A 26,218-nucleotide genomic window follows, 5' to 3' on the forward strand; every position below is an offset into this window, starting at 1 on the left:
CGATCCCGCCTCTTGGATCTATTTCCAGCCGTTCTGGATCGCTTCCTGTTCCTGACCCCTGGAAAGCGGCTTTCCGGAAGGTTCACTGTCGCCGGAAAATTGGCGACCGCCGAATAGTCGCTGCAGAAGACTGCCAGATCCAGGCTTTTCTTGGGCAGAGTTGCCAGAATCGTTGTTGCTTGCGGAATTGGCCGGGGAATTTGCAGTGCTGTCGTCACTGTCCGGAGCGCGTGTCTCGGACTTGCTTTGCGATGACGCGCTGCGATCACTGTCCCTGTCCCGGTCAGAACGACTGCTTCGTTCATTGCGGTCCGACTTGTCATTACGGTCGTTCTTGTCGCCGCGGTCCGACTTGTCATTACGGTCGTTCTTGTCGCTGCGGTCCGATTTGTCACCGCGGTCGCTCTTGTCATTGCGATCCGACCTGTCGCTGCGGTCCTTGCCCCCTCCGCCACCACGTTCGCCGTGCGATTGTGCGGCAGCGGAAATGCTGTCCTTCATGTCGATCAAGGGGCTGAAGAGGACAAGAGAGAACACCATAACCGCTGCCACAGCACCCGGCAGTACGCTAATCATCACAGAGAGGCGGTCTTGCAATGTTATCTGGCGGGTGGGTTTCATCAATTCGGTTTCTTGCGGTTTCTGTTGGGGGCAACGTTGCGAGAGAGCTTTTTTGCTGCCGTCGCTCCCATAACACCCGAGTGTTCTTTCTTCTTCCCGAGAATAGCCCAAAAAAAGTCGGGATAAAAAAGTTTAATTAGGTGTTGTTAGTCGTGAGAGCGGTTTTGCGGAGAACTCCTTGCCTGAAGAAATGTTAAAGACGGAGATGATCCGTCTGCTCCCGAAGCTGAGGAGTTTTGCTTTAAGGCTGTGCCGGAATGCGGATCAGGCGGATGATCTGGTTCAGGCGACCTGTGAGCGTGCGATCCGGTCGCTTGACCAGTTCGATCCGGCGACCAGGCTTGACAGCTGGATGTTCCGAATCCTGCAGAACCTCTATTTCAATACGGTCCGGGACACCGCCAACCGGGCAAGGCTGTTCGATCTGGCCATGCTGGATTTCGAGGAAAGCTATGACGGCGCGAAGGCGGCGGCCAGCAGTCTGGAGCTGCAGCGGGTGCAGGTCTTTATCGGTGAACTTGAAGAGGACAGCCGTGATGTCCTGTTGAAGATCGCCGTGGAAGGCCGGAGTTACAAGGACGTGGCGGAGGAACTCGGCGTTCCGATCGGCACCGTGACCAGCCGGCTGGCCCGGGCGCGGCTCAAATTGCGCGAATGGCTGGAGGCCAAGGATGCCGGGCCGCAAGCCAGGCTTCGCACTATGCCAGGGGGTGTGGGATGACTTTTGACGAAAGGCGCGAGCAGATCCTGCTTGCCAAGGATATCGGCAAGGTACTGGACGGGGAATGCGCCGAAGAAGAACGCGCGGCGCTGCGCGAACGCATCGAGAAACTGGATGGCGGCCCGGAGCTCATGCAGCAGATGGCGGCAGACAACTCGGCACTCCAGAAAGCTGTACCAGCCGCCGTACCCGATGCCTCGATGGAGCGCTTCCAGTCGCTGATCGACCGGGAATTTGCCAGGCGCAGCCGTCCGGCAGGCGCGGGCGCGCCGTGGACAGGTGTCGTCGCGCAGATGGCGGCGGCGCTTGTGCTGATCGCCGGCACCTTCGCCTTCACCACCTACTGGATGCAATCGCGCATGGACGACGCGGTGTCCTCGCTGGCCGCCCACATGGAAACCGAACGGATCCTGCTGGCGCAAACGGTGCAGGAGGCCCTTGAGACCAAGGTGAGCGGGGAACCGGTCCTCATCGGCCAGGAAGGCGCCTGGAGCGAGGTCCTCACCCCGATCAAGACCTACCGCAGCAAAAGCGGGCACTGGTGCCGGCAGTATCTGCGCCAGACCACGTTCGGCGGCCTTGACCTGTCCATCAGGGGAACGGCGTGCCGGGACGTCAACGGAACCTGGACCACGGTATTCGCGGAGCCGGTGTCCGACAAATTCTCTCCGGAAACGCCAGGCATCTAAAAAAACACCGGGGACCTTCGGGATCCCCGGCCAGGGTCTGGCGTAAAGGGTTTTGCGCCCGCCAGACCCGATTTTCCAAGCCTTGCTGCGCTGCCGAACTATCATCATTGCGACGCATGCTTTTCCAGGCACGGCAAATTGCCGCCTTAGACCTTTTACCGCAATTGACAGCCGCCGCATCGGTCAGTACCGTCCCGCGCCATGCGCCACGGTTGGCTCATTTCCGCCATTTGTGACCTAACGTCATCTGGGGGATGTGGCCTGAAGATGCGGTGCGGTGAAAGCCGGCCCAGCAAGAGGTTGAGACCAAATGAAAATCCTCGTACCCGTGAAGCGGGTCATTGACTACAACGTGAAGGTTCGCGTCAAAGCGGACGGTTCCGGCGTCGATCTCGCCAACGTCAAGATGTCGATGAATCCGTTTGACGAAATCTCCGTTGAAGAAGCCCTGCGGCTGAAGGAAGCCGGCAAGGCGAGTGAAGTGATCGTCGTCTCCGTGGGGCCGCAACAGGCTACCGAGACGCTGCGCACGGGCCTCGCAATGGGCGCGGACCGCGGCATCCTTGTCAAAACCGACGAGACCACGGAACCGCTCGCTGTCGCGAAAATCCTGAAAGGGATCGTCGAAGCCGAAGAGCCGGGTCTCGTGGTCGTGGGCAAACAGGCCATCGACGACGACTGCAACCAGACCGGCCAGATGCTGGCCGCCCTGCTCGGCTGGAGCCAGGGAACGTTCGCTTCCAAGGTCGATCTCGGTGACGGCACCGTGGACGTCACCCGTGAGGTCGATGGCGGCCTGCAGACCGTCAAGCTGAAGCTTCCGGCCGTCGTTACGACCGACCTGCGCCTCAACGAGCCGCGTTATGCGTCGCTGCCGAATATCATGAAGGCGAAGAAGAAGCCGATCGACGAGAAGACTCCCGAGGATTTCGGTGTCGATGTCGCGCCGCGCCTGACCGTGGTTTCCACCGCCGAGCCGGCCTCGCGCCAGGCCGGCATCAAGGTCGGATCGGTCGGCGAGCTTGTCGACAAACTCAAGAACGAGGCCGGCGTCCTTTAAGGACCGCTGCAGGAGGAAAACTCTCATGACAACACTTCTTGTGGCTGAACATGCCGGCGGCGCACTCAACGACGCCACGGCCAAGGCCCTGACCGCCGCGGTGGCTCTTGGCGGCGATGTTCATATCCTGGTGGCCGGAAAAGGCGTCCAGGGCGTTGCCGAGGAGGCTGCAAAGCTTTCCGGCGCAGCCAAGGTCCTGGTGGCCGAAAGCGACGCGCTCGAGCATCAGCTGGCCGAGCCGACCGCCGACCTGATCGTCGGCCTGGCCGGCGATTATGACGCCATCGTTGCCCCGGCGACCGCCAACGGCAAGAACACCCTGCCGCGCGTTGCCGCGCTGCTGGACGTGATGCAGATCTCCGACATCACCGCCGTCGTCGATGCCGAGACCTTCGAGCGTCCGATCTATGCGGGCAACGCCATCCAGACCGTCAAGTCGGGTGACCCGAAAAAGGTGATCACCGTGCGGACGTCCACGTTTGCCGCCGCTGAAGCCGGTGGTTCGGCCACGATCGAAACAGTCGGTGGTACCGACGGAGCCGGGCTTTCGGAATTTGTCGGCGAGGAACTGTCCAAGTCCGACCGTCCGGAACTGACCTCCGCGAAGATCATCATTTCCGGTGGCCGCGCGCTCGGGTCTTCGGAAAAGTTCCAGGAAGTCATCATGCCGGTCGCCGATGCCCTGGGCGCCGCGGTCGGTGCGTCCCGCGCCGCCGTCGACGCGGGCTACGCCCCGAACGACTGGCAGGTGGGCCAGACCGGCAAGGTGGTGGCGCCGGATCTCTATATTGCCTGCGGTATTTCCGGTGCCATCCAGCACCTCGCCGGCATGAAGGACAGCAAGGTGATCGTCGCGATCAACAAGGACGAGGAAGCGCCGATCTTTCAGGTCGCCGACTACGGCCTGGTCGCGGATCTCTTCGATGTCCTGCCCGAATTGAAGGCTGCCGTCGAGTAAGACCTGCGGCAAATTGATCACGGACCCCGGGGTGAATGACAGTTTTCGCTCCGGGGTTCTTGCTGTTCGGCGCAAGACTTGCCAAAAATAGCCGCAACCCGATCATTCGGGATGTTTCTAAGGATCGGATTTTACGGATGGCAGTCGAAATCAAGAAAGTCGGCGTGATCGGCGCTGGTCAGATGGGCAGCGGGATTGCGCATGTGTGCGCACTTGCCGGCTTCGACGTGGGTTTGAGCGACCTTTCCATGGAACGGATCGAGTCGGGCCTTGCCTCGATCAACGGCAACCTGGCCCGCCAGGTCTCCAAATCCCAGATCAGCGAAGATGAACGCAAGGCGGCACTGGACCGGATCAAGCCGGCGGAAGACCTCGACCTTTTGCGCGACGCGGACCTTGTGATTGAATCCGCCGTCGAAAACGAGCAGGTGAAACGCAAGATCTTCTCCCAGCTCTGCCCGATCCTGAAGCCCGAAGCCATTCTGGCAACCAACACCTCGTCGATTTCCATCACCCGGCTTGCCGCCACGACGGACCGCCCGGAGCGGTTCATCGGCATTCATTTCATGAACCCGGTCCCGCTCATGGAGCTTGTGGAACTGGTTCGCGGCATTGCCACGGAAGACGAGACCTTCGAGGCGTCGAAAGGTTTCTGCGACCGGCTGGGCAAACAGATCGCCGTGGCGGAGGATTTCCCGGCCTTCATGGTCAACCGCATCCTGCTGCCGATGATCAACGAGGCGATCTACACGCTTTACGAAGGCGTGGGTTCGGTGGAATCCATCGACAAGGCCATGCGCCTGGGCGCCAATCATCCGATGGGACCTCTTCAGCTGGCCGATTTCATCGGTCTGGACACCTGCCTGTCGATCATGCAGGTGCTCTATGAAGGCCTGGCCGACACCAAGTACCGCCCGTGCCCGCTGCTGGTGAAATATGTCGAGGCCGGCTGGCTCGGCCGCAAGACCCAGCGCGGTTTCTACGATTACCGCGGAGAGCATCCGGTTCCGACCCGCTGACGCAATGAATCTTGCCCGTTACTGCCTGACCAATGCCGCGCCCGATCCGGACAAGACGGCGCTGGAAGTGGTCGGTGCGGGCGGAGCTCTGCTGGAGCGGTGGAGCTTCGGCGCGCTGACGCAGGCGGTGCTTGCGGTTGCCGCCGGCCTGCAAGAGACCGGGCTCCGCCGGGGGGATCGTGTTCTCCTGCGGATCGGACATTCCAGTGATTTTCCGCTGCTGTTCTTCGGTGCGATCGCCGCGGGTGGTGTTCCCATTCCCACGTCCTCGCAACTGACCGGCACTGAAGCGGGCGCGATCCTGGCGGACAGCGGTGCCCGGCTTCTTCTGCATGACGGCGGCACGTCCCTGCCCGGCGACCCGGGTGAGGTGATCTTTATCGGGCCGGAAGCGATTGCCGAACTCAAACGCACGCCACCGGGCGGGTTTGCGGACACGGCATGGGATGATCCCGCATTCCTGATCTATACCTCCGGTACCAGCGGCAAGCCGAAGGGTGTCCTGCACGCGCAGCGGGCGGCGGCCGCGAGACGCCCCATGGACCGTGGCTGGTACGGCATGTGCGCCGGGGACCGGTTGTTGCATGCCGGAGCCTTCAACTGGACCTATACGCTGGGGGCGGGCCTGATGGACCCCTGGGCAAACGGGGCGACCAGCATTGTCTATGACGGTCCGCGCGACCCGGATCTCTGGCCTGACATCCTGACCGCCAGCCGCGCAACGCTTTTTGCCGCCGTGCCGAGCCTGTACCGCCGGATCCTGAAATACGGCGCGGTCACGCCGCGGAGCTTTCCGGACCTGCGTCACGGACTGACGGCCGGCGAGGCGCTGTCCGCAAGTCTTTACGAGGACTGGAAAACCCGAAGCGGGCGTGACCTTTACGAGGCGCTCGGCATGAGCGAGATCTCGACCTATCTGTCCAGCGGTCCGGACGTGCCTGTGAAACCGGGCTCCCCCGGCAAGCCGCAGGTTGGTCGCAAGGTCACGGTCCTGAGCGAATCAGGCGATGCCGGGGAAGCCGCGGCAACGAACGAACCGGGTCTCCTGGCCGTACACCGGGAAGAGCCCGGGCTGATGCTGAGCTACTGGAACAATCCGGAAGAAACCCGGGCGGCCTTCAGGGGCGACTGGTTTCTCACGGGTGACCGGGCGCGGGTGGATGCGGACGGCTACTACTGGTATGAGGGCCGGGCCGACGACCTGATGAACGCCTTCGGCTACCGGGTGGCGCCGGAAGAGGTGGAACGCGTCCTGGCCGCCGATCCGCAGGTCCAGGAGGTCGCCGTGACCTCGGTGCCGACCCGCGACGGTATCAGCCTGATAACCGCTTTCGTGGTCCCCGTGGACCCGGCCGGTTTCGACACCGACCGGCTGGCTGCGCACGCAGTGGAGAACCTCGCGGAATACAAGCGGCCGAAAGTCTATCGCGTGCTCGAAGACTTGCCACGAACACCCTCCGGCAAGGTCCGTCGCTCCGTCCTCCGGCACGAGCCGGGCAGCTGACGGAGCTGCATGTGTTAACGCCCGTTTAAGGCGCGGCCGATAGAGTGCGCGGGAATCGAGGAGTTCCAGATGGACAGCATCGGCATTGCCAACACATTCGTTGCACAGTCCCAGGCCGAAACGGCCCAGGCGCTGCAATCCAAAATGCTGAAAATGGCCGCCCAGCAGGATGCCAATCTGGTGGCGCTTCTGCAGCAGGGTGCCGACAACCTGCAGTCGGCCCAGGCCGCGCCCGCACCGGGCCTTGGCGGCACCGTCGACGTGACCGCCTGATCCCGGCACCCCTTTCCGTTTCTTAACCCGATACAGCCGCCCGGACCGTTCCGAGCGGCCTTTTCGTGTCGGCTTCCGGCCCTGGGCTGCCCAGTCGCGATTTGCGTGCGCGGTTCCAGCCGGAGCGTAAATCGTTTTCTTTCAATGCCTTGGCGTGAAAAGTGTTAAATTTTAGATAAATTTCACGCAACCCTCAGTATTCGATTAACTCTGACCTAAGGTAAGTGTTCGTCTTTACCTTTAAGTTCAGCTATTTGTTTCAATATGATATCGCAGTATCGTATCCAAGGATTGGAACGAAGATGCCTGAAGCAATAGGATATGGATCAAGTCAGGCGTTTCAGCCGACCGTAGACTCTTCGAGAGCCAAGCAGATCGCCGAACAGGCAGAGGTAATCAAGGCGAAACGGTCGGAAGCAGCTGCGGAAAAAGCGCAAATCGCAGCGCAGTTCAGCACAAACCGGGCCGAGTATCTCAGTCTGAAAGCTGAACAGCTGGAAAGCCGCGCAGAAACGCGCCGCCTGGAAGAAGGGCTCGGGACCCAGATCAACATTCTGGCCTAGGAGCCCGCAGGACCGGAGAATGCCGGCCGCAGGCGTAACCCCATCACCACGCCAAGGGAGTACCGTAATGGCGAGTGTATCCGACAGCACCTCCTCCTCGGCCGCCTACAGCGCCGCAAGTGTTCGAAATGAACTGGCCGCCAACGCGGTCAAGGATCAGAACGATCAGGAGCGGCAGGTTGCGGAACGGCTGGAAGACGCCCAGGCGACCCAGGAAGAGGACCGCCGCGAACAGCGCCAGATTCCGGGTCTCGGCAACGCCGTCGACATCACGGTCTGACGGCTGGTACGGCGCCGTCAGGCGCCGGTGGGCTTGATCACCGATTCAATTAATGCCTTGGCCTCGCCGGATGCCCATTCGGCGGGGCCATACATTGTTCCGATCTCGCACCCCTCGGGGCCAACCAGGATCGTGGTCGGCAATCCGGTCGCGCGGGCAACCTTTCTCAGGTCCTGAAGCAGCTTGTTTGAACTGTCCTGGTAGAACGCGAGGTCGCTGACACCGATTTCGGACAGGAACGCCTTCGGCTTGTCCGGACCGCCCCGGTCGAGATTGACCGCAACCACCTCAAATCCGTCGCCGCCCAGATCCGCCTGCAGCTCGTCCAGCGCGGGCATTTCCGCGCGGCAGGGCGCGCACCAGGTGGCCCAGAGATTGAGAAGGACCGTCTTGTCCCTGAAATCCGCCAGGGTCACCGGCTGGCCGTCCTCCCCCGCAAATGTCAGATTCTGAAGGTCGAGCGGCTCACTCGCGGGCAGGAACGCGGCCACTTCTCCGGTCGCGAACGGCTTGGCGGCACCGGCCGCGTTCAGTGCCGCTGTGCAGCTTTGCGTGTCGGCGATATTGCCATTCGGTCCAACGATCACGTATAGAGCCGCTACGGCGGCCACTGCACCGGCGAGCCCGGCGGCAAAAAGGCCGCGTCTGGAGCTTTTTGCGGGTTCGGTTGGCTTGGTCATTCGTTCACACCCCTCGACGGGGCGCCTTCTAAAGGACAGGACATGAGCAATCGCATGTGGGGAGGCCGGTTCGCCGAGGGACCGGACGCCATCATGGAGGAGATCAACGCCTCCATCGACTACGACCGGAAGCTATATAGGCAAGACATCGACGGCTCGAAAGCCCATGTGCGCATGCTCGCTGAAAAAGACATCGTGACGCGGGACGATGCCGACAAGATCGTTCAAGGTCTAGACACAATCCTGTCAGAGATCGAGACAGGTGAATTCACCTTTTCCAGGGCGCTGGAAGACATCCACATGAACGTGGAAGCACGCCTGGCCGAACTGATCGGTCCGGCGGCCGGCCGTCTTCACACCGCGCGCTCGCGCAACGACCAGGTGGCCACCGATTTCCGCCTGTGGGTGCGTGACACGCTGGACACGCTGGACGCCCAGCTCACGGAGCTGATGCAGGTTCTTGCCGAGAAGGCCGAGACCCATGCCACGGTCGTCATGCCCGGGTTCACCCATTTGCAGTCGGCGCAGCCCGTGACCTTCGGTCATCATCTTCTGGCCTATGTCGAGATGTTCGGCCGCGACCGCGGCCGGGTGCGCGACGCGCGCAAGCGCATGAACGAATGCCCGCTCGGTGCGGCGGCCCTTGCCGGAACGTCCTTTCCGATCGACCGCAAGATGACCGCTGACGCCCTCGGGTTCGACCGTCCGTCCGCCAATTCCCTCGACGCGGTGTCGGACCGGGACTTCGTGATCGAGGCTCTTGCTGCCGCGTCGCTGGCGGCCATGCACCTGTCCCGCCTGGCCGAGGAAATCGTGATCTGGTGTTCCGCGCAATTCGGCTTCGTCAAGCTGTCGGACAAGTTCTCGACCGGCTCCTCGATCATGCCGCAGAAAAAGAACCCGGACGCCGCCGAGCTGGTCCGTGCCAAGACGGGCCGTATCTACGGTTCCCTGCAGGCGCTGCTGGTGATGATGAAGGGCCTGCCGCTGGCCTATTCCAAGGACATGCAGGAAGACAAGGAACAGGCATTCGACGGGCTGGCCAGCATTTCCCTGGCCCTGGCCGCGATGACCGGCATGGTGCGCGACCTGGAGCCGGTGGTGAAGGCCATGAAAAAGGCCGCAGGGTCCGGCTACTCCACGGCGACGGATCTGGCCGACTGGCTGGTGCGCGTGCTCGGCCTGCCGTTCCGCGACGCCCATCACGTCACCGGCCGGATCGTGGCGATCGCGGTGGAGAAGAACGTCGAGCTGCACAAGGTGTCCCTGGAAGAGATGCAGGCGGTCGAACCGAAGATCACCGGGGAAATCTTCCAGGTGCTTTCGGTCGACAAGTCCGTGCGCAGCCGCACAAGCTATGGCGGAACCTCGCCGGTCAATGTTCGAAAACAGGCGCGCCGCTGGCTGAAAGAGCTGGCCAGGGGCTGAAGCCCTTGCCGAATGCGCCGTCTCATGCGAGGAGAAGAGCCGGTGCTAGCATTCGAAACGCAGCCCGCGATCCCCGGAACGCGGGCCAACCGGTTCAAAGAGGCGGAATGGCAATGACAACCCGGTTCAAAATCCTGGCCTTGCTCGGTCTTTGCCTGAGCGTGACCCTGACCGGGTGCGGTAGAAAGGGCGGGCTGGACGATCCGAGCGCGGCCGCGTCGCAGGCGGAAACCGCCGTCGATCCTGCAATCGCCCCGGCGCCGCCTCAAACGGAACCGCCGGAAAGCGAAAAGTCCTTCCCCCTGGACTTCCTGATCCAATAAGACCGGCATGGCAGCCATTCGGCTGCGCCCAGCTGCATGAGGGTGTCCCTTGCACCATTTTGATTACAGAGACGGCGTGCTCCACGCCGAAGATGTGGCGATCGAAGAGATCGCGCGCGCGGTCGGCACGCCGTTCTACTGTTATTCCACCGCAACGCTGTCGCGCCACTTCGAGGTGTTCTCCTCCGCGTTCGACGATATCCCGTCGCTGGTCTGCTACGCCATGAAGGCCAATTCGAACCAGGCGGTTCTGAAGACGCTGGCGGATCTGGGCGCCGGCATGGACGTTGTCTCCGAAGGCGAATTGCGCCGGGCGCGGGCCGCCGGTGTGCCGGCGGACAAGATCGTCTTTTCCGGTGTCGGAAAGACGGAGGCCGAACAGGCCCATGCGCTGGAAGAAGACATTCTGTGTTTCAACGTGGAATCCGAACCGGAATTGCTGCAGCTGTCCAAGGTTGCCGACCGGATGGGCAAGACGGCCCGGGTCTCCATGCGTATCAACCCGGATGTCGATGCCAGGACCCACGCCAAGATCGCCACCGGCAAGGCGGAAAACAAATTCGGTATTCCCTGGCAGCGGGCCCGGGAGGTCTATGCCGAAGCGGCCGCGCTTCCGGGCATCAAGGTTTCCGGTATCGACATGCATATCGGATCCCAGATCACCGAGCTGGAGCCGTTCGACAATGCCTTCGCGCGGCTGGGCGGCCTGATCGCCGAACTGCGCTCCGAGGGTCATGTGATCGACCACGTCGATCTCGGCGGCGGTCTCGGCATTCCCTATGTCACCGACAACAATCCGCCACCGCATCCGGACGCCTATGCCGAAGTGGTCAAGAAGCATGTCCGGGAGCTCGACTGCAAGGTGATGTTCGAGCCCGGCCGCATGATCGCCGGCAATGCCGGCATCCTGGTGACCGAGGTCATCTATGTGAAGGAAGGTGCGGACAAGACCTTCGTGATCGTTGATGGCGCCATGAACGATCTCATCCGGCCAACTCTTTACGACGCCTATCACGAGGTTCGCCCGGTGCAGGAGGCGGATGCGCAAACCGCACGAATCAAGGCCGACATTGTCGGCCCGGTCTGCGAAACCGGGGATTTTCTTGCCCAGGACCGGGATATGCCCAGGGTAAAGGCCGGCGATCTGCTTGCGGTCTATTCCGCCGGAGCCTATGGCGCGGTCCAGTCCAGCACCTACAATTCGCGCCTTCTCGTGCCGGAAGTGCTCGTAAATGCTGGTCAATTTGCCGTTGTCCGGCCACGGACAAGCTACGAGGACCTGATCGGCCTGGACCGGATTCCGGATTGGCTCAAGGGTTCGTGACACAATCTTCGGACAATTAGTTGTTCCGACAGGTTGCCGGAAGGCCTCCTTTGCCTCACCTTAGTGGGGGTGGACAGGTCCTGCGGCTGCGTAGCGTGATCGACTGGCAGCTTTCGGGATGACAACCGGAGGCCCCATTGAGCCCGACTGACAGCAATCAAGATCCCATCAGGCCACAATCCCCCGAGTCCTATGGCTGGCGGGCCTTCATCAAGGCGCGCCTCGACCGGCTTGTCGGGCAAAGCCGCTGGGCCCTGTTCGTGGAACGGCTCTGGCGCGCGCTTCTGCCTGTTTTTGTTGTCGTCGGGTTGTTTGTCGGCCTGTCCTGGCTTGGCCTCTGGCTGATCCTGCCGGCCTGGGCGGGACCTCTCGGCGTGATCGTCTTTGCCGGCGCGGCACTTTATGCGGCCAGGGACCTTCTGAATCTCAGATGGCCGTCGCGCGAGGATGCGCTCAGCCGGGTCGAGAAGGCCTCCGGCTTTCAACATCGTCCCCTCACCGCGCTCGAGGACGAACTGTCCGTCGGGTCCGGCAATCCGGAAAGCCAGGCGATCTGGGCCCTGCATCAGCGCCGGACGGCGGAAGCCGTTGCGTCGATCCGCACCAAGGCTCCCGATCCGCAAGCCTTCCGGCGGGATCCCTGGGCCTTGCGTGTGATCGCCGCCAGCCTGATTGTGATCGGGTTTTCCACGGCGAGCGGTGACCGGATGGTCCGGCTCGGCTCCGCTTTTCAAAACCCGTTCAAGACCGTCGAACCGCCCAGCCGGCTCGATGCCTGGGTCACGCCGCCGCTCTATACCAGCGAGCCTCCGGTCTACCTGACCGGCGAGAGCGCGCAGCTGCGCGATCCCGGTGCGCCCGTGTCCGTGCCCGAAGGGTCCGTCCTGGTGGTCAGAAGCCAGGGTGCCGGCGAGCTGGTCATGACATTTGCGGGTGCGGATGGGGCCGAGCCCCGTGTCGTCGCGCCGGAGGCAACCGCTGAAACCTCCGATCCGGAGCTGGCGAAGCTGCTGCCGGTCGAACGCCGCCTGGAGCTGGAAACGACCGGGGTGGTGGAACTTCTCAACGGTGAAGAGCGCCTGTTGAGCTATGTTTTCGCGGTCCGCCCGGACGATGCACCGACAATACGCCTGACCGACGACCCGGAGGAGCAACTCAGCGGCGCCCTGAAATTCGCCTACCTGGTCAATGACGATTACGGTGTGGTGGCTGCAGAAGCCCGGATCACGCCCCTGCCCAATCCGGACCACGGCAACCGCGTGCCCCGGCCACTCGTGGAGGCGCCCCAGTTCCCGTTGTCGCTGCCCTCCCGAGCCGGCACGGCCAAGACGGCCGAGACCATCCGCGACCTGACGTCCCATCCCTGGGCGGGGTCCGAAATCGACCTGACGTTGATGGCGCGGGACCAGGCCGGCCAGGAAGGCATGTCGCCTGCCTACCGGATCACGTTGCCGCAGCGCCGGTTCGGCAAGCCTCTGGCCCGGGCAGTGGTCGAGCAGCGCCGCAATCTGGCGCTGGACGCGCAGAACCACGCCCAGGTCATCACCGCGTTTGATGCGCTGATGCTGGCGCCACAGCACTTCGGCTTCAAGCCGCGCAACTATCTGGGCATGCGCTTCGCCTATGGAGAACTTGTCCAGGCTCAGACGGACGAGGACCTGAAAAACCTGTTGCCGCTGCTGTGGGACCTTGCCCTGTCGATCGAGGACGGGGACCTGTCCGCCGCGGAGCGGAAGTTGCGCGAAGCGCAGGAAGCCCTGCGCAAGGCCCTTGAGGAAGGGGCAAGCGACGAGGAAATCGCCAAGCTGACGCAGCAGCTGCGCGAGGCGCTCAACGAATACATGCAGGCGCTGGCGGAGCAGATGCGCCAGAACCCGCAGGCCATGCAGCCCTTCGACGGCAATCAGCAGTCGCTCAACCAGCAGGACCTGAGCGAGATGCTGGACCGGATCGAGGAGCTGGCGCGCACCGGCTCACGGGACGCGGCGCGCGAATTGCTGGCCCAGATGCAGCAGATGCTGGAGAACCTGCAGGCTGGCCGGCCGCAGATGATGCCGAACGGCATGAGCAGCGAAATGATGGAGATGCTCAACCAGCTGGGCGAGATGATCCAGAAACAGCAGCAGCTGATGGACGAGACCCACAAGTTCAATCAGGACCAGCAACAGCAGCGCGGCGGGCAACAGCAGCAGCAGCAGGGCCAGGGCCAGCAGATGACCCGGGAGCAGCTTGAACAGATGCTGCAGCAGCTGCAACAGGGTCAGGGAGACCTCGCCCAGCAGCTGCAGGAACTGATGGAACAGCTCAATCAGAACGGGATGGGGCAGAACCAGGCTCTCGGGGAAGCCGGCGAGTCGATGGGAGATGCCCAGCAGTCGCTTGGCGAGGGCGAGGGCCAGCAGGCCCTCGGTCAGCAGGGCAATGCGCTCGATGCGCTGCGCCGTGGCGCACAGGGCCTGACAGAGCAGATGATGGGCCAGGGCGAGGGCGCGGGCTCCCCCAACGGCCCCTCGCCGCTGGACGAGGATCCGCTCGGACGGCCGCGCCGTACCGAAGGACCCGATTTCAACAACCGGGTGCAGATCCCCGACGAGATCGACGTTCAGCGCGCCCGCCGCATCCTGGAAGAACTGCGCCGCCGTTTCTCCGACCCGTCCCGTCCGAAGCTGGAACTGGACTATCTGGAGCGGCTGCTGAAGCGCTATTGAGCCGGAAATTTTGTTTTTGGGCGACAGAATCTCGACTGTATTTGTAGATCAACTCAGTGATTTACATCGGGTACGCTACTTTTTGAGAGAGCTCGCGCTTTTGCCGTGTTTCAGCAGCAGTACTTTTTCTTTAGCTTAATCAGTATCTTACCTGCCGAAGTTACTCTCAATGACCTGCCGAATCCATTTGTTGCGAGCGCCCGATAGCGAGTTGTTGTTGTCTTGTCAATATTAAAACCATATATTTGCTTAGAATATGATTCGACGGTGCACATATGGATTGGGTCGAAGACACGCTTAGCAGGAGTGCTTACAAATTTCACCTTTCAGGCGGTCAAAGACGTTTGAAAGAGGCAATCCTGTATGTCTGCAAGGCATGCGAAGACTTGGATTATTTTGGCGCCATAAAACTAAACAAGATTTTGTGGCGGTCAGATTTTCAATCGTTCAAAGATCGTATGGTCCCTGTTACGGGGCGGCAATACCAAAGGTTAAAGATGGGCCCCGCTCCCGTTGAAATGCCGCCGGTAATTAATGAAATGTTGCGCGATGGGTTACTTCGAATTGAGTTGCGTGAGATGGGCCAATTCACTGAAAAACGGCATATCGCATTAGAAGATCCTGTAATGCGATACTTCAGCCCAGAAGATTTAGAATACATTGATGAGGCAATTGAACATTATCGAATTATGACCGGAACTGAAACTAGCGATAGCTCGCATGGAACAGCCTGGAAAACTCGAAAAAATGGCGATCCTATGCCTTATCAGTCAGCATTCCTAGAAGACGCTCCACTGCCGGACGAAGCACTTAAAAAGTTCGAGTTGATGGGGATAGAAAGGCGCTGGCGGTCGCAGTAATGCGCCAAATTATCGCAACGAAAAATTTCGATGAAGCTGTAAAAAAACTCGGTGGCTATCGTTCAATTGATGCCGCGATGGAACCGATTATCGAAAGTTTGATTCACGATCCCTATGGATTTCCGATATTCGAAAGTGACCTAGTTTCTTTTCGGTATGCGAGAGTGCAACGGATCGGAAACGATCCTCCGCTGGTTGTGATTTTTCAAATAGATGTAAACAAAAACGTAATTCTAGATCACGTCGAAGAAGACAACTTCGGTTATTGAGCAGGGAAAGCTAAATCTTGCTTGCGTTTTGCTCGCGAAAAAAATCCTCAAAATAAACTGTGTGAGTTCACAATCACTTCGGTTTGCAGTGTGCTTACTGAATTACGCGTAGCGGCGGGTTTCCCGGACCGCCTCGCCGGAGATGGCCTTGCGGACCGCCTTGCGGATGTCGGCGAGCGAAAACGGCTTGGTGATGACGTCGTGCACCAGGGATTCCAGGCCGTTGGCGCGTTCGCGCTGGTCGGCGAAGCCGGTCATCAGCAGGATCGGCAGCTGCGGATGGTCGCGCGCCGTGTGCAGGGCCAGGGCAATTCCGTCCATGACCGGCATCTTGATGTCCGAGAGAAGAAGATCGAAGGCACCCTTTTCCCGGGTCAGGGATTCCACGGCTTCTCCGCCATCCTCGACCGCCTCGACGGAATGGCCGTCGAGTTCGAGCGCGCGCTTCACGAAGCTGCGAACCGCTTCATCGTCTTCGGTAAGAAGAATGCGAGCCATGCTCACTCTCCTGTGTTGCCGTCGGCCGTGCCTTCCTCGGGCACGACAACGTATCCAATATAGGGCAACTGCCGCCAAGCGTGGCCCATATCCATACCATATCCGACGACAAACTTATCAGGACAGGCAAACCCGACATAATCGGCAGATATGGCAGCTTTGCGGCGCTCCGGTTTGTCCAGCAAGGCGGCAACCTTGACAGAACGAGCGCCCCGGTCACTCAGCCGTTCGCGCGCAAAGGCGAGCGTGCGGCCCGATTCCAGAATATCATCCACCAATATTATATCGCGCTCGTTAACGTCACTTTCAACATCGCGCAAAATCCGGATGGTATCGGACCCTTCCGTCCCCGCCCCGTAGGAGGACAGATGGATGAATTCCATTTCCGGCTGCAGGCCCGCGCGGTGCATGGCGCGCACAAGATCGGCCGCGAAGATGAAGCTGCCCTTGAGAACGGCCACCACCAACAGGTTCTGCGGTCTGCCTTCGGCGATTTCCTCCGCGAGCGCGTCGACACGCTGGGCAATGGCGTCTTCATCGAAGAGGGTATGAATATGTGCGGTCATGGTTACTCGAGAACTATCTGGCGCTTGCCGCGCTCGACAAAACGGACTTGGATGTCGGAAGCATTTCCGGGCGGGTCGGCTAATATCGTTCTGAACCGGGTTTCGTCCAGTGCATTCAGCGATTTTGTCCGCGGTTCCACGGTCCAGGCATAGACTTCCTGCATGTCGGAGCTGCGGATCGACAGCCGGACCGCGGGAACGGTGTTGCGTTCCTCGAGCAGGTTGCGGATCGATCCCTCGACGACCAGCACCCGTTTGCCGTCCTCGACTTCCGTGAAGGTCCTCAGATTGCGGAACTCGAGACCGCGCAGGTTGACCTCGAGACCGATCAGCTGGAACAGGCTGGCAAGATCGGGAGATTGCTTGACCACGTTGTCGCGCATCAGGATGAACATGGCGCAGACGGCGAGCGCCCCGCCGAAGAGCACGATGCCGCCGATCCGCCGGTAGTTGCGCCGGAGCAGCCAGTTCAGCAGCGCGCCGATATGGTTTCGGCGGAACTTGTTGGGATTGACGATGATCTTGGGCCGCTTGGCCATGGACTCGATGTCGGACTTGTTGCCGGTCTCCTCCGGCTCGTCCTCTTCCATGTCCGCGGCAAATTTGTCTTCGTCGGTGCTGGCACGTGAAGTGGCCGGTTCCGGAGCAAAATCGCCGGGGTCGTCGTCTTCTTCTTCGGTCGCCTCCGCGGAGGCGGGACCGTCGTCATCGGAGTCGGCAGCCCATTCCGCCTCGTCCTTGCCGGAGTCCTCTCCGGGTGCATCGGCGATGTCTTCCGGTGTGTCCGCGCCGCCTCGGAATTCGACCGAGCCGTCCTCGTCATCCTCGGGCGCGACGAACCAGCGGTTGCCGCACTTGGCGCATTTGACGCTGCGGCCTTCCGCGCCGACGGCTTCCGCACTAATTTCGTAGGACGTACTGCAGTCCGGACATTTGATCTTCATGCGCGAAGACCTTTCGTCATGGCATGCTCAAACGGTTCTGACGGGAACCGACAGGGTCGAAATCCGGCACGAAATATTGGACAAAGGCCAGCAAATCGGATGTCGGGGTTTCAGGTCCCTACTGGACCTTTATATGTTTAATGCAGCGTTAACGGCCAGGCTATAGAGCGGGATGCAATTAAGAACCGTACCCACCATTATGATTGAGCACGGCAACCGGTGCAGTCGACAGGAGTGATTTCGTGATCCGCTTTGAAAATGTCGGATTGAGATATGGCATGGGCCCGGAGATCCTGCGTGATCTGAGTTTCGAGATCGAACCGCAGTCGTTCCAGTTCCTGACCGGTCCCTCGGGTGCGGGCAAGACCAGCCTGATCCGGCTCCTGTTCATGTCGTTGAGGCCGACCCGCGGGCTCATCAAGGTGTTCAACCGGGACCTGAGCGTGCTGGATAAACAGGAATTGCCGAAACTCAGGCGCAAGATCGGCGTCGTCTTCCAGGATTTTCGCTTGCTGGACCACCTGACCACCTATGAAAACGTCGCCTTGCCGCTGCGGGTCGTCGGCAAGGAGGAAGCAGAGTACCGCTCGGACGTGATCGACCTTCTGAAATGGGTCGGGCTCGGCGACCGCATGCATGTGCTGCCGCCGGTCCTGTCCGGTGGGGAAAAACAGCGTGCCGCGATCGCGCGGGCCCTGATCACGCGCCCGGAAGTGCTTCTCGCCGACGAGCCGACAGGCAACGTCGACCCGCCTCTTGCCCGCCGTCTGTTGCGTCTGTTCATCGAATTGAACAAACTCGGCACGTCCGTCGTCATCGCGACTCACGACATCGCGCTGCTGGAACAGGTGGATGCCCGCCGCATGGTGCTTGCGGACGGGCGCCTTTCAATATTCGACTAGGCGGCACAATGGTTCAGTCCGACGACACCGATAAAACCAAGGGCGCTGCTGCCGCAGTCAAGCCGCCGAAACGTACCGAGCGTCCCAAGCGCAAGAAGCGGCCGGTGCGCAAGGCGTCACCGAAACCGAAGCAGGAGCCCCAGGGCGACGACGCGAAGCTGCGGCCCGCCGCGGCGATCGTGCCGCCGCAGTCGGTGGCCGGACGGGCGCTGACGCTGGTGGTGGCGATCATGAGCTTCCTCGCCTGCCTCACGGTCGGCGCGGTGTCGGTCGTGTGGGATGCCGCCGATGCCTGGCAGAACGACCTGGTGCGCGAAATCACCATCCAGATCCGGCCGGTTGAAGGCGTCAACATGCTGCGCGAGATCGACAAGGCCGTCGCGCTGGCACAGGAATTTCCAGGCATCGACACTGTCCGGGCGTTGTCGGACGCCGAGACAAAGTCCCTGCTGGAGCCCTGGCTCGGGGAGGGGCTGGAGCTTGAAGGCCTGCCCGTGCCGCGGCTGATCCAGATCACAGTCGGCGATCCGACGCTGCTCAATCTTGCCCAGCTCAGGTCGGTCGTGTCGGAAAACGTGACCGGTGCCAGCGTCGATGACCATTCCGTGTGGACCTCGCGCCTGTCCGCCATGGCCGGAGCGGTCGTCGCGGGCGGTGTCGCCATCATGGTCCTGGTGCTCGGGTCGATGGTCCTGAGCGTGGTCTTTGCCACGCAGGCGGCCATGGCAGGCAATAAGGACGTGGTTTCGGTGCTGCATTTCGTCGGAGCCGAGGACAGCTTCATTGCCCGTGAATTCCAGAGGCACTTTCTCATGCTTGGCCTCAAGGGCGGTGTCTCGGGGGGGCTGGCCGCGATCCTGAGCTTTGCGGTCCTTGATATGTTCACCCGGCAAAGCTCCGGCCAGGCGGGGTCGGACCAGCTGTCGGCGCTGTTCGGTGGCATCTCGGTGAGCCTGCCCGGATATCTTGGTGTTTTCGGTGTCGTCTTCCTCGTCGCCATTCTCACGGCGCTGACGTCGGGCCTCGCGGTCAAGGCGCATCTGGCGAAAGTGGATTGATTTTCTGTGTAAATGCCGTGAAATTGGCCGAATCACCTATCATAGTCGCGCCATGACACATGCTGACACAGTCATAGACCCTGCTTTGGAGGACGGTGCTCCGGTTTCCGTGGAGCGTGGCGCGACCGTGTCCGCGCCGGCGCCCAGAAAGCGGTTCGGACTGCGCATCGTTTTCGTGGCTGTCCTGACCGCGTTGCTGGCCGGCGCAATCGGACAGTTTGCACTGTTTGCCCACACGATCGCGACGGCCAAGGTGCCAAGCTCCGCGAATGCCGATGCCATCGTTGTCCTGACCGGAGGACACGCCCGTGTCAGCGAAGCGGTGCGCCTCCTGGAAGAGGGCCGGGCCAACCGGCTGCTGATTTCCGGCGTTCACCCGGGCACCACCCGGGAACAGCTGGCAGCGGTGACCGCATCGGCCATGCCGCTGGAAAAGGCCAGCGTCGATCTTGACCGGGTCGCGCTGAACACGGCCGGAAATGCCGCGGAAACGGCGGCCTGGGTCAAGAAAAACGGCTTCGGTTCCCTCCTCGTCGTCACAAGCGCCTATCATCTTCCCAGGGCCGAGGCGGAACTGTCCGGCGCGTTGCCGGATGTCGATCTGATTGCCTATCCGGTCTTCTCCAAGGACCTGAAATTGGAGTCCTGGTACCAGGAACCGGCGACGATGCGGCTTCTCATGCGTGAATATGTGAAGTATATCCTCGCCCGACTCCGGATTACTGTGAAGGGGGCGCGCTGAAGCGGGCCTGATCGCGGCATTCCGGCCGACCGCCCAAGATCCGCGATTACGGTGCCATGCTTCTTCTGCGTTCTACCCTGTTTCAGGTCCTGTTCTATTTCGTCACCCTGGTTCTGATGATCCTGTTTTCCCCCGTGATGCTGCTGCCGCGCCGGTGGGGATGGTGGGTGGTGCCAACCTGGTCGAGGATCCTGCAACTGCTGATGCGGGTGTTTGCGGGCATCCGGGTCGAGGTTCGGGGTAAGGAAAACCTGCCCGAGGGCGGTTTCATCGCGGCCATGAAACACCAGTCCGCATGGGAAACCGTTGCGATGATCCCGCTCTTCACCAGTCCGACGTTCATTTTGAAGCGGGAGTTGCGCTGGATTCCGATTTTCGGCTGGTACACGGCCAAGTTCAAGCAGATCCCGATCAACCGGGGCAAACGGTCCGAAGCGCTGGCGGCCATGATGGAAGCGGCCAAGGAAGCGATCGCGGAAAAGCGCCAGATCCTGATCTTTCCGGAAGGTACACGCCGGCCTGCCGGTGCCGAGCCGAAGTACAAGTTCGGCATCGCCCATCTCTACCGCGACCTGAAATGTCCGGTGGTACCGATCGCCCATAATGCGGGCCTCTATTGGCCGCGGTCGTCCTGGACGGTCCATCCGGGAACCGTGATCGTGGAAATCCTGCCGCCGATCGAGGCAGGTCTGAAGCCGGATGCCTTTTACCAGCGCATGGTGTCCGACATCGAAACGGCAAGCGACCGTCTGCTTGAGGAAGCCCGCCAGGCAAGACGGCCGTCGCCGGTCCTCGACCAGGTGGATGCGCGCAGGCAGGCTCAGGCCGGTTAAGCGCGTGAACGCATGAAGTCCTGCGGCAGATGGCGCGGGGCGCCCGCCGGGGGAGAATGATGTCCGTATGCGCTTTCACACGGATGGTGCTTCCCGGGACGGTATTTCAAGTAAAAAATAAGTAACTCACAAAACACGGGGCTGTGATTTCTTTTATTTGTAATAACTTTTCCTTCACAGGCGAGTTATGACTATTTTTTGTTTGTATAAACTTCCCATATTCGGTGTGTCACGACGTATACCGGTCAGATGAGGCCGCTCAGCAAGAAAGAAGAGTGGTTCTGTCCGGTCAAACCAACACACGGAGCTTTAACATGCGTACAACCAGAAAAATTATCGCCACCTTGCTGACGGCCGGCGTCGTTTCCAGCGCTGCGATCGGGTCGGCATTTGCGGATTTCCCGCGCCAGGCCTATGGCGACTTGTCCGGCGACGAACCCGTGTCCGTCCGTCAGATGCAGATTGCCAATGAAAAGGCCCTGCGCGCCGCGCGCGGCAATCGTGTCCAGATTGTCAAACCTTCTGCGACCGCGGATTTCCCCCGCCAGGCCTACGGCGACCTCAACGGTGAAGAAAGGGTGCCCGTGCGCGAGCTGACGAATGCCAGGCAGGGCGGCAATGTCCTGATCCTGCCTTTCCTGGGCGATTGGAACGGCACTGCCAAGGCCGGTTTTCCGCACCACTGACGGCGCGACACGATCGTTGAAAAAGAAAGGGCCGTGCATTGCGCACGGCCTTTCTTGTTTGCGGTCCGCACGGTTTCCGGCCGGGCACGCCGCGCAAGATCCCGCACGGCGGATTTCAGTTTTCGGGCAGGCCCTTGAGGCGGTCCGCCAGCCAGGCCAGCCCGGTGTCCCGGATGCCCATCTCCGCCAGGTGAGCCGCGGTGTTGATGATATATTCGGGGTTCTCGCCTGATTTTCCGACGGCCCCCCTCACGATTTCAAGCTGATCTTCCAGCGGCAGTGCGCCGGCATATTGCTGATGGCTGTGGTCGACCATGTAGACCAGGGCCTGGACCTTCTCGCCACTGTCGAATTCGATATGATGATGGTGTTCCTTGTAGACCATGGTGGTCTGTTCACGCGCGCGCAGATAGTCCAGCACCTGTGGCCAGATATCTTCGGCAACCTGGTAGGCAATGCCCTGGCAGGCGCCGCCATTGTCCAGCCCGAACACCAGTCCCGGCCGTTCCTGGGTGCCGCGATGGACCCAGGAATAGACGCAGAGCGACCGGTGAGCGCCCCTCAAAAGGGCCCGTTCCGCACGCAGGAAGTCAAATCCGGGGTTCCACATCAAAGACCCGTAGCCAAAGACCCAAAAATCGCTCATATCGTCCTGTCTCTTGTTCCCGCTGATGCGGAGATAACAAGCCGCACCGGCCAATTCAATGGCGCCTTCGATGCTGCGCGTTTGTGCCGGAACCGATAAACTCGAAGCCGGAACCCTCTACAAGGAATCGCTGATCCGTGTCCGAAACCGAACCCAAACCACCGAAGCCCTCGAGGCGGGGCTACATTCTGCTGATCGTCGCGTTGGTGGTCGTCATCGTGGGCTGGTCGGCCGCCTGGCTCTACGGCCGGTCCGTGCTGGCCGGACAGCTCGACCTGCAGATGCAACGGATGGCGGGACAGGGCCTCGACCTGACATGCGCCGATCTTGGTATTGCCGGTTTTCCATTCCGTTATGAAGTCGCCTGCAGCGACATGCAGAGCGCGGACCGCAGGGGGACAACGGGCTCGCTCGGCGGCCTGAACGCTGTCGCCCTGGTCTACAATCCCTGGCATGTGATCCTGGAGGCACGGTCGCCGGCCGCGATGGCGGCGCCGGTCACAGGCCTGACCGGGGATGTCAGCTGGGAAACCGCCCGGGCCAGCGTGAAATTTTCAGAAAGTGCCCTGGGGGCGCTGGATGCGGTCGTCGACAAGCCGGAGGCTGCCTTCGGGACCATGATCTCCGCGGGGCGGTTTTCTGCCGACAAGGCCGAAATTCATCTGCGCGAAGCGCCGGACACCCAGGGGATGCTCGAGGGGTTCGTCACGATCGACAGACTTGCGCTGAACTCCGTGCCGGAACTCGATCAGACCCTGATGCTGCGTGGCCATGTCAGGATCGATGGCGGCATGGTGCTGTTGGCCGGCGCGGATCTTTTCTCGCTGGTACAGGCGCAAGGCGGAGAGCTTCCCGTCAGGCTGATGCTTGCGGAGGCGGTGCTTGGGCAGAGCAACGCGGCTGCCAGCGGCGATCTCGTCCTTGCGGGTGACGGGACGGTGTCCGGGACGCTTGAAGTGACAGTCGGCAACGCCGAGGCGCTGTTGCAGTCCCTGCGGCCTCTGTTTGCACCCGGAGACCAGACCTTTGCGCTGCTTGAAGGCGTTGTCAAAAGCCTCGACGCGGCGGCGACCGAGGTCGACGGCGTCCGGTCCATCAAGATCCCGGTTACAGTGACCAGTGGCCTTGTCCAGGTCGGTCTCCTGCCCGTGGCCCGGATCCCGCCGCTCTTTCCCGCCGGTATCTGAGAGGATCAGCCGAGACGGCTGCGGGTCGCCTGGTGCGTCAGCACCCGTGTGGCCACCGGATTTCTTCCCGGGAGCACACGGGGGGCGCCTGGACTACGATACCGGTTCAGCCTAGTCGCCCGCGATGCGGTCGATCGGGATGACGTAGCTCTTGCGGTGGTCCGGCTCGGCGATTTTTTCATAAAGTGCGACGGCCGGCGTGTTCTTGCCCGGCACGAGCCAGCGCAGGTGAAGCCAGCCACGTCTTTGTCCCTCGCTCACCAGGGATTCGATCATCTTTCGCCCGATGCCCTTGTTGCGGTGGTCCGGATGCACATAGATGTCGTCGAGCTGGCCGATGCGCAGCCCGGTGATCAACTCGGGCAGGTCGAAATAGACGGCGAATCCGACCAGTTCACCGCCGCTCTCGGCACCGATCACCTCGGCGGTTTTGTCCGCCAGGATGCGTTCGGCGTAATACTCGTCCGGCCTGCGAGGGGCTCCGCGTTTGAGAGCCTGGGCGTTTTCGGCGATGAGCGGTGCAAGCTGATGGGCATCATCCAGCCCGAGAGCCCTGATCTGCGGTGTTGTCATGTAATCCCCGGAAAGAAAATCGACTGAGGTTCGGCACACAATGTCCTGAAACAGGATCGGGATTCAAGGACAACGATCAAATATGATTTGCGTCATGACCGGCGCCAGCGCCTGCTTTCGCTCTTTCGCCCCTTGTCATTTCATGCAATGAGCGATGTCGACAAGACACGGAAGGGTGACATGACGGAAACAGGCAGGCTCAAGGCAACGGGAATCGGACTGAGCGCGGTGCTGATGTGGGCGACTCTCGGACTGTTTGGCGCCGGATCAGGCAACGTGCCGCCTTTCCTGTTGAACACGCTCTGTTTCGGCTTTTCCGGCCTTCTGGCCCTGGCGTGGCTGCTCGTGACCGGAAAAACGCGCCTGCTGCGCCAACCGATCGGTGTCTGGGCCTTCGGAACATTCGGGCTGTTCGGCTTCCATTTCTTCTATTTCACCGCAATCCGGAACGCACCGCCGGTCGAAGCCAACCTGATCAACTACACCTGGCCCTTGCTGATCGTTCTGTTTTCCGCCCTGTTACCGGGTGAAAAGCTGCGGCTGCACCACATTCTCGGCACCGTGCTCGGTCTTGCCGGCGCGGTCCTGCTGATCACCGGCGGGGAAGGTGTCGAGTTCGCCGGCGGATCCATGCTCGGCTATGGAGCCGCGGTGGCCTCCTGCCTGTTCTGGTCGAGCTACTCGGTGCTGTCGCGCCGTCTTGGCGCGGTGCCGACCGAAGCCGTGGCAGGCTTTTGCCTGATGACGGCGCTGTTGTCCGGCGTCTGTCATCTCCTGCTTGAGGAAACGGTCTGGCCCGCGGCACCGCTGCAATGGGCCTCTGTCCTGGCCCTGGCGGCCTTTCCGGTTGGGCTTGCCTTCTTCACCTGGGACATCGGCGTCAAGCGCGGGGATATCCAGGTCCTGGGCGCGGCCGCCTATTCCGCACCGCTGCTGTCCACGCTGCTTCTGATCGCGTTCGGCTTCGGTGCCCTGACCCTTTCCGTCGGCATTGCGTGTCTTGCAATCACGCTCGGCGCCGTGATCGCTGCCAAGGACATGATCTTCAGATCTCCGGCGAAACGGGCCAAGAGCTGATGTGACCCTTTTCCGGGGCCGTTCCCCCTTCGGCGAATTCCCCTGCATGCTGCGATCCTCTAGGTTGTCGGGAAATTCGTTCTCTTCAGCTCCAGGGATCGTTCCATGACGTCACAGCTCAGACCCCGCCGTTCCGCACTCTACATGCCAGGTTCCAACCAGCGCGCGCTGGAAAAGGCGAAGACGCTGGACGTGGATTGCCTGCTGCTCGACCTGGAAGACGCCGTTGCGCCCGACGCAAAGGACCTTGCCCGCGACCAGATTGTTGCGGCGGTCTCTGCCGGCGGCTACGGCCAGCGGGAAGTGGTCATACGCGTCAACGGGCCCGATACGCCCTGGGGCGAACAGGACCTCGCCGCCGCGGTCAAGGCCGGTCCGGACGCGATCCTGGTGCCGAAGGTCAATTCTCCCGCCGACTTGCAGCTGGTCGCGCACAAGCTTTCCGTTCTGGGTGCCTCCGAGAAGGTGAAGCTCTGGGCGATGATGGAGACGCCGGAGGCAATGCTGAACGCCGGTGCCATCGGCGCCTGCGGCAGGGATCCGGCCGTGCGGCTGTCCTGCTTCGTCATGGGCACCAATGATCTCGCCAAGGAAACCCGTGCGCGCCTCACGCCCGGCCGCGCGGCGATGACGCCCTGGCTGATGACCTGCGTTGCCGCGGCCCGGTTCGGCGGCATCGACATCCTGGACGGCGTCTACAACGCGTTTCAGGACGAAGACGGCTTCGCCGCGGAATGCGCGCAGGGCGTCGACATGGGCATGGACGGCAAGACGCTGATCCACCCCAAGCAGATCGGCCCCTGCCACGCCGCCTTCAGCCCGTCCGAGGACGAGGTTGCCTGGGCGCGGCTGATCAACGCCGAATTCGACAAGCCGGAAAACGCGTCCAAGGGCGCAATTCAGGTGGACGGCAAGATGGTGGAGCGGCTACATGCGGAGATGGGCAAGCGGGTGATCGCCATCGCCGACGCCATCGCGGCCCGTTCCTGAGATCACAGCGAGTCTTTCCATGAAACTCTACCGCTTCATCACCGGTGTCGACGACAGCGAATTCTGCCACCGGGTGACCCAGGCCCTCAACAAGGGCTGGCAGCTCGCCGGCTCACCGTCCCTGACCTACGATGCCACCCGCGGCGCCACCATCTGCGGCCAGGCGGTGACCAAGGAGGTCCCTGGGGATTATTCGCGGGACATGAAGCTCGGCGAATATTGATGTCGTGATTGCT

General features: G+C 61.5%; 31 protein-coding genes. 24 read left to right on the forward strand and 7 right to left on the reverse strand.

Going from position 1 to position 26,218, the window contains the following annotated elements; all coding sequences use genetic code 11:
• Positions 1-18 precede the first annotated feature (18 nt).
• Complete coding sequence (locus tag O6760_RS07850; RefSeq protein WP_269584927.1) at positions 19-624, reverse strand: hypothetical protein; 606 nt, start codon at positions 622-624, stop codon at positions 19-21.
• A gap of 202 nt (positions 625-826) precedes the next feature.
• Between O6760_RS07850 and O6760_RS07855 the strand changes: the two genes are divergently transcribed.
• The 9 genes from O6760_RS07855 (at position 827) to O6760_RS07895 (ending at position 7,688) form a co-directional block, all read left to right on the forward strand.
• Positions 827-1,342: an RNA polymerase sigma factor gene (locus tag O6760_RS07855; RefSeq protein WP_269584928.1), complete on the forward strand. Its 516-nt coding sequence runs from the start codon at positions 827-829 to the stop codon at positions 1,340-1,342.
• Entirely contained in the window at positions 1,339-2,031 is a 693-nt protein-coding gene (locus O6760_RS07860; protein WP_269584929.1) for a hypothetical protein, read from the forward strand. The genes O6760_RS07855 and O6760_RS07860 overlap by 4 nt, the downstream gene beginning before the upstream one ends.
• 310 nt (positions 2,032-2,341) lie before the next feature.
• Positions 2,342-3,091, forward strand: a complete 750-nt coding sequence (locus O6760_RS07865) for an electron transfer flavoprotein subunit beta/FixA family protein (RefSeq protein ID WP_269584930.1) — start codon at positions 2,342-2,344, stop codon at positions 3,089-3,091.
• A 25-nt stretch (positions 3,092-3,116) separates the two neighbouring features.
• Positions 3,117-4,049, forward strand: coding sequence for an electron transfer flavoprotein subunit alpha/FixB family protein (locus tag O6760_RS07870; RefSeq protein WP_269584931.1), 933 nt, complete (start codon positions 3,117-3,119; stop codon positions 4,047-4,049).
• A 137-nt stretch (positions 4,050-4,186) separates the two neighbouring features.
• Positions 4,187-5,068, forward strand: coding sequence for a 3-hydroxybutyryl-CoA dehydrogenase (locus O6760_RS07875; RefSeq protein WP_269584932.1), 882 nt, complete (start codon positions 4,187-4,189; stop codon positions 5,066-5,068).
• Positions 5,069-5,072: 4 nt separating this feature from the next.
• The gene (locus O6760_RS07880; RefSeq protein ID WP_269584933.1) at positions 5,073-6,572 is read left to right on the forward strand and encodes a class I adenylate-forming enzyme family protein; all 1,500 of its coding nucleotides are present in this window, start codon (positions 5,073-5,075) and stop codon (positions 6,570-6,572) included.
• Between the two features lie 69 nt (positions 6,573-6,641).
• Positions 6,642-6,845 carry a hypothetical protein gene (locus O6760_RS07885; protein WP_269584934.1) on the forward strand — a complete coding sequence of 68 codons (204 nt, stop codon included), beginning with the start codon at positions 6,642-6,644 and terminating at the stop codon, positions 6,843-6,845.
• 224 nt (positions 6,846-7,069) lie between these two features.
• Positions 7,070-7,408 carry a hypothetical protein gene (locus O6760_RS07890; RefSeq protein WP_269584935.1) on the forward strand — a complete coding sequence of 113 codons (339 nt, stop codon included), beginning with the start codon at positions 7,070-7,072 and terminating at the stop codon, positions 7,406-7,408.
• Between the two features lie 67 nt (positions 7,409-7,475).
• Entirely contained in the window at positions 7,476-7,688 is a 213-nt protein-coding gene (locus O6760_RS07895) for a hypothetical protein (protein WP_269584936.1), read from the forward strand.
• 17 nt (positions 7,689-7,705) lie between these two features.
• Here O6760_RS07895 and tlpA read toward each other — a convergent pair whose 3' ends face one another.
• Positions 7,706-8,368, reverse strand: coding sequence for a thiol:disulfide interchange protein TlpA (gene tlpA / locus O6760_RS07900; RefSeq protein WP_269584937.1), 663 nt, complete (start codon positions 8,366-8,368; stop codon positions 7,706-7,708).
• Positions 8,369-8,410: 42 nt separating this feature from the next.
• Here tlpA and argH point away from each other — a divergent pair, with 42 nt between their 5' ends.
• The 6 genes from argH to O6760_RS07930 all read left to right on the forward strand — a co-directional run bounded on the left by argH (position 8,411) and on the right by O6760_RS07930 (position 15,280).
• Positions 8,411-9,796 carry an argininosuccinate lyase gene (gene argH / locus O6760_RS07905; RefSeq protein ID WP_269584938.1) on the forward strand — a complete coding sequence of 462 codons (1,386 nt, stop codon included), beginning with the start codon at positions 8,411-8,413 and terminating at the stop codon, positions 9,794-9,796.
• Between the two features lie 107 nt (positions 9,797-9,903).
• Complete coding sequence (locus O6760_RS07910; RefSeq protein ID WP_269584939.1) at positions 9,904-10,119, forward strand: lipoprotein; 216 nt, start codon at positions 9,904-9,906, stop codon at positions 10,117-10,119.
• Positions 10,120-10,168: 49 nt separating this feature from the next.
• Complete coding sequence (gene lysA / locus O6760_RS07915) at positions 10,169-11,443, forward strand: diaminopimelate decarboxylase (protein ID WP_269584940.1); 1,275 nt, start codon at positions 10,169-10,171, stop codon at positions 11,441-11,443.
• A gap of 137 nt (positions 11,444-11,580) precedes the next feature.
• A complete protein-coding gene (locus O6760_RS07920; protein ID WP_269584941.1) occupies positions 11,581-14,151 on the forward strand; it encodes a TIGR02302 family protein in 2,571 nt (856 codons plus the stop codon).
• Positions 14,152-14,426: 275 nt separating this feature from the next.
• Complete coding sequence (locus tag O6760_RS07925) at positions 14,427-15,011, forward strand: Panacea domain-containing protein (RefSeq protein WP_269584942.1); 585 nt, start codon at positions 14,427-14,429, stop codon at positions 15,009-15,011.
• Positions 15,011-15,280 (forward strand): hypothetical protein, encoded by a 270-nt coding sequence (locus O6760_RS07930; RefSeq protein WP_269584943.1) that lies wholly within the window; start codon positions 15,011-15,013, stop codon positions 15,278-15,280. Before O6760_RS07925 ends, O6760_RS07930 begins: the two co-directional genes overlap by 1 nt.
• A 102-nt stretch (positions 15,281-15,382) precedes the next feature.
• Here the strand turns inward: O6760_RS07930 and O6760_RS07935 are convergent, their stop codons facing one another.
• The 3 genes from O6760_RS07935 to O6760_RS07945 are packed head-to-tail and all read right to left on the reverse strand — an operon-like array spanning position 15,383 to position 17,288.
• Complete coding sequence (locus tag O6760_RS07935) at positions 15,383-15,778, reverse strand: response regulator (protein ID WP_269584944.1); 396 nt, start codon at positions 15,776-15,778, stop codon at positions 15,383-15,385.
• A gap of 2 nt (positions 15,779-15,780) precedes the next feature.
• The gene (gene hpt, locus O6760_RS07940; RefSeq protein ID WP_269584945.1) at positions 15,781-16,344 is read right to left on the reverse strand and encodes a hypoxanthine phosphoribosyltransferase; all 564 of its coding nucleotides are present in this window, start codon (positions 16,342-16,344) and stop codon (positions 15,781-15,783) included.
• A 2-nt stretch (positions 16,345-16,346) separates the two neighbouring features.
• Positions 16,347-17,288 (reverse strand): zinc-ribbon domain-containing protein, encoded by a 942-nt coding sequence (locus O6760_RS07945; protein ID WP_269584946.1) that lies wholly within the window; start codon positions 17,286-17,288, stop codon positions 16,347-16,349.
• Positions 17,289-17,530: 242 nt separating this feature from the next.
• Here O6760_RS07945 and ftsE point away from each other — a divergent pair, with 242 nt between their 5' ends.
• The 5 genes from ftsE (at position 17,531) to O6760_RS07970 (ending at position 21,509) form a co-directional block, all read left to right on the forward strand.
• A complete protein-coding gene (ftsE, locus tag O6760_RS07950) occupies positions 17,531-18,190 on the forward strand; it encodes a cell division ATP-binding protein FtsE (RefSeq protein ID WP_269584947.1) in 660 nt (219 codons plus the stop codon).
• An 8-nt stretch (positions 18,191-18,198) separates the two neighbouring features.
• Positions 18,199-19,248 carry a cell division protein FtsX gene (locus O6760_RS07955; protein ID WP_269584948.1) on the forward strand — a complete coding sequence of 350 codons (1,050 nt, stop codon included), beginning with the start codon at positions 18,199-18,201 and terminating at the stop codon, positions 19,246-19,248.
• A 52-nt stretch (positions 19,249-19,300) separates the two neighbouring features.
• Positions 19,301-19,990, forward strand: a complete 690-nt coding sequence (locus O6760_RS07960) for a YdcF family protein (RefSeq protein WP_269584949.1) — start codon at positions 19,301-19,303, stop codon at positions 19,988-19,990.
• Positions 19,991-20,046: 56 nt separating this feature from the next.
• On the forward strand, positions 20,047-20,823 hold the full coding sequence (locus O6760_RS07965; RefSeq protein WP_269584950.1) for a lysophospholipid acyltransferase family protein: 777 nt from the start codon (positions 20,047-20,049) through the stop codon (positions 20,821-20,823).
• Positions 20,824-21,137: 314 nt separating this feature from the next.
• Complete coding sequence (locus O6760_RS07970) at positions 21,138-21,509, forward strand: hypothetical protein (protein WP_269584951.1); 372 nt, start codon at positions 21,138-21,140, stop codon at positions 21,507-21,509.
• A 115-nt stretch (positions 21,510-21,624) separates the two neighbouring features.
• On the opposite strand, the gene O6760_RS07975 is transcribed toward O6760_RS07970, so the two are convergent.
• Positions 21,625-22,155 (reverse strand): gamma-glutamylcyclotransferase, encoded by a 531-nt coding sequence (locus tag O6760_RS07975; protein ID WP_269584952.1) that lies wholly within the window; start codon positions 22,153-22,155, stop codon positions 21,625-21,627.
• Between the two features lie 137 nt (positions 22,156-22,292).
• Here O6760_RS07975 and O6760_RS07980 point away from each other — a divergent pair, with 137 nt between their 5' ends.
• Complete coding sequence (locus O6760_RS07980; RefSeq protein WP_269584953.1) at positions 22,293-23,342, forward strand: DUF2125 domain-containing protein; 1,050 nt, start codon at positions 22,293-22,295, stop codon at positions 23,340-23,342.
• A gap of 111 nt (positions 23,343-23,453) precedes the next feature.
• On the opposite strand, the gene O6760_RS07985 is transcribed toward O6760_RS07980, so the two are convergent.
• A complete protein-coding gene (locus tag O6760_RS07985) occupies positions 23,454-23,915 on the reverse strand; it encodes a GNAT family N-acetyltransferase (protein ID WP_269584954.1) in 462 nt (153 codons plus the stop codon).
• A 180-nt stretch (positions 23,916-24,095) separates the two neighbouring features.
• Between O6760_RS07985 and yddG the strand changes: the two genes are divergently transcribed.
• The 3 genes from yddG (at position 24,096) to O6760_RS08000 (ending at position 26,205) form a co-directional block, all read left to right on the forward strand.
• Positions 24,096-24,992 carry an aromatic amino acid exporter YddG gene (gene yddG, locus O6760_RS07990; RefSeq protein WP_269584955.1) on the forward strand — a complete coding sequence of 299 codons (897 nt, stop codon included), beginning with the start codon at positions 24,096-24,098 and terminating at the stop codon, positions 24,990-24,992.
• Positions 24,993-25,097: 105 nt separating this feature from the next.
• Positions 25,098-25,982, forward strand: a complete 885-nt coding sequence (locus O6760_RS07995; protein ID WP_269584956.1) for an HpcH/HpaI aldolase/citrate lyase family protein — start codon at positions 25,098-25,100, stop codon at positions 25,980-25,982.
• Between the two features lie 19 nt (positions 25,983-26,001).
• Complete coding sequence (locus O6760_RS08000; protein WP_269584957.1) at positions 26,002-26,205, forward strand: DUF1737 domain-containing protein; 204 nt, start codon at positions 26,002-26,004, stop codon at positions 26,203-26,205.
• Positions 26,206-26,218 lie beyond the last annotated feature (13 nt).

Origin of the sequence: Roseibium sp. Sym1 (assembly GCF_027359675.1) — a bacterium.
Lineage (GTDB): Bacteria > Pseudomonadota > Alphaproteobacteria > Rhizobiales > Stappiaceae > Roseibium.

Bases quoted from the DNA above. Each gene is read 5' to 3' on its own strand.
- O6760_RS07855 (WP_269584928.1), top strand. From the start codon at position 827: ATGATCCGTCTGCTCCCGAAGCTGAGGAGTTTTGCTTTAAGGCTGTGC.
- O6760_RS07860 (WP_269584929.1), top strand. From the start codon at position 1,339: ATGACTTTTGACGAAAGGCGCGAGCAGATCCTGCTTGCCAAGGATATC.
- O6760_RS07865 (WP_269584930.1), top strand. From the start codon at position 2,342: ATGAAAATCCTCGTACCCGTGAAGCGGGTCATTGACTACAACGTGAAG.
- O6760_RS07870 (WP_269584931.1), top strand. From the start codon at position 3,117: ATGACAACACTTCTTGTGGCTGAACATGCCGGCGGCGCACTCAACGAC.
- O6760_RS07875 (WP_269584932.1), top strand. From the start codon at position 4,187: ATGGCAGTCGAAATCAAGAAAGTCGGCGTGATCGGCGCTGGTCAGATG.
- O6760_RS07880 (WP_269584933.1), top strand. From the start codon at position 5,073: ATGAATCTTGCCCGTTACTGCCTGACCAATGCCGCGCCCGATCCGGAC.
- O6760_RS07885 (WP_269584934.1), top strand. From the start codon at position 6,642: ATGGACAGCATCGGCATTGCCAACACATTCGTTGCACAGTCCCAGGCC.
- O6760_RS07895 (WP_269584936.1), top strand. From the start codon at position 7,476: ATGGCGAGTGTATCCGACAGCACCTCCTCCTCGGCCGCCTACAGCGCC.
- tlpA (WP_269584937.1), bottom strand. From the start codon at position 8,368: ATGACCAAGCCAACCGAACCCGCAAAAAGCTCCAGACGCGGCCTTTTT.
- argH (WP_269584938.1), top strand. From the start codon at position 8,411: ATGAGCAATCGCATGTGGGGAGGCCGGTTCGCCGAGGGACCGGACGCC.
- O6760_RS07910 (WP_269584939.1), top strand. From the start codon at position 9,904: ATGGCAATGACAACCCGGTTCAAAATCCTGGCCTTGCTCGGTCTTTGC.
- O6760_RS07925 (WP_269584942.1), top strand. From the start codon at position 14,427: ATGGATTGGGTCGAAGACACGCTTAGCAGGAGTGCTTACAAATTTCAC.
- O6760_RS07930 (WP_269584943.1), top strand. From the start codon at position 15,011: ATGCGCCAAATTATCGCAACGAAAAATTTCGATGAAGCTGTAAAAAAA.
- O6760_RS07935 (WP_269584944.1), bottom strand. From the start codon at position 15,778: ATGGCTCGCATTCTTCTTACCGAAGACGATGAAGCGGTTCGCAGCTTC.
- hpt (WP_269584945.1), bottom strand. From the start codon at position 16,344: ATGACCGCACATATTCATACCCTCTTCGATGAAGACGCCATTGCCCAG.
- O6760_RS07945 (WP_269584946.1), bottom strand. From the start codon at position 17,288: ATGAAGATCAAATGTCCGGACTGCAGTACGTCCTACGAAATTAGTGCG.
- O6760_RS07955 (WP_269584948.1), top strand. From the start codon at position 18,199: ATGGTTCAGTCCGACGACACCGATAAAACCAAGGGCGCTGCTGCCGCA.
- O6760_RS07960 (WP_269584949.1), top strand. From the start codon at position 19,301: ATGACACATGCTGACACAGTCATAGACCCTGCTTTGGAGGACGGTGCT.
- O6760_RS07965 (WP_269584950.1), top strand. From the start codon at position 20,047: ATGCTTCTTCTGCGTTCTACCCTGTTTCAGGTCCTGTTCTATTTCGTC.
- O6760_RS07970 (WP_269584951.1), top strand. From the start codon at position 21,138: ATGCGTACAACCAGAAAAATTATCGCCACCTTGCTGACGGCCGGCGTC.
- O6760_RS07975 (WP_269584952.1), bottom strand. From the start codon at position 22,155: ATGAGCGATTTTTGGGTCTTTGGCTACGGGTCTTTGATGTGGAACCCC.
- O6760_RS07985 (WP_269584954.1), bottom strand. From the start codon at position 23,915: ATGACAACACCGCAGATCAGGGCTCTCGGGCTGGATGATGCCCATCAG.
- yddG (WP_269584955.1), top strand. From the start codon at position 24,096: ATGACGGAAACAGGCAGGCTCAAGGCAACGGGAATCGGACTGAGCGCG.
- O6760_RS07995 (WP_269584956.1), top strand. From the start codon at position 25,098: ATGACGTCACAGCTCAGACCCCGCCGTTCCGCACTCTACATGCCAGGT.
- O6760_RS08000 (WP_269584957.1), top strand. From the start codon at position 26,002: ATGAAACTCTACCGCTTCATCACCGGTGTCGACGACAGCGAATTCTGC.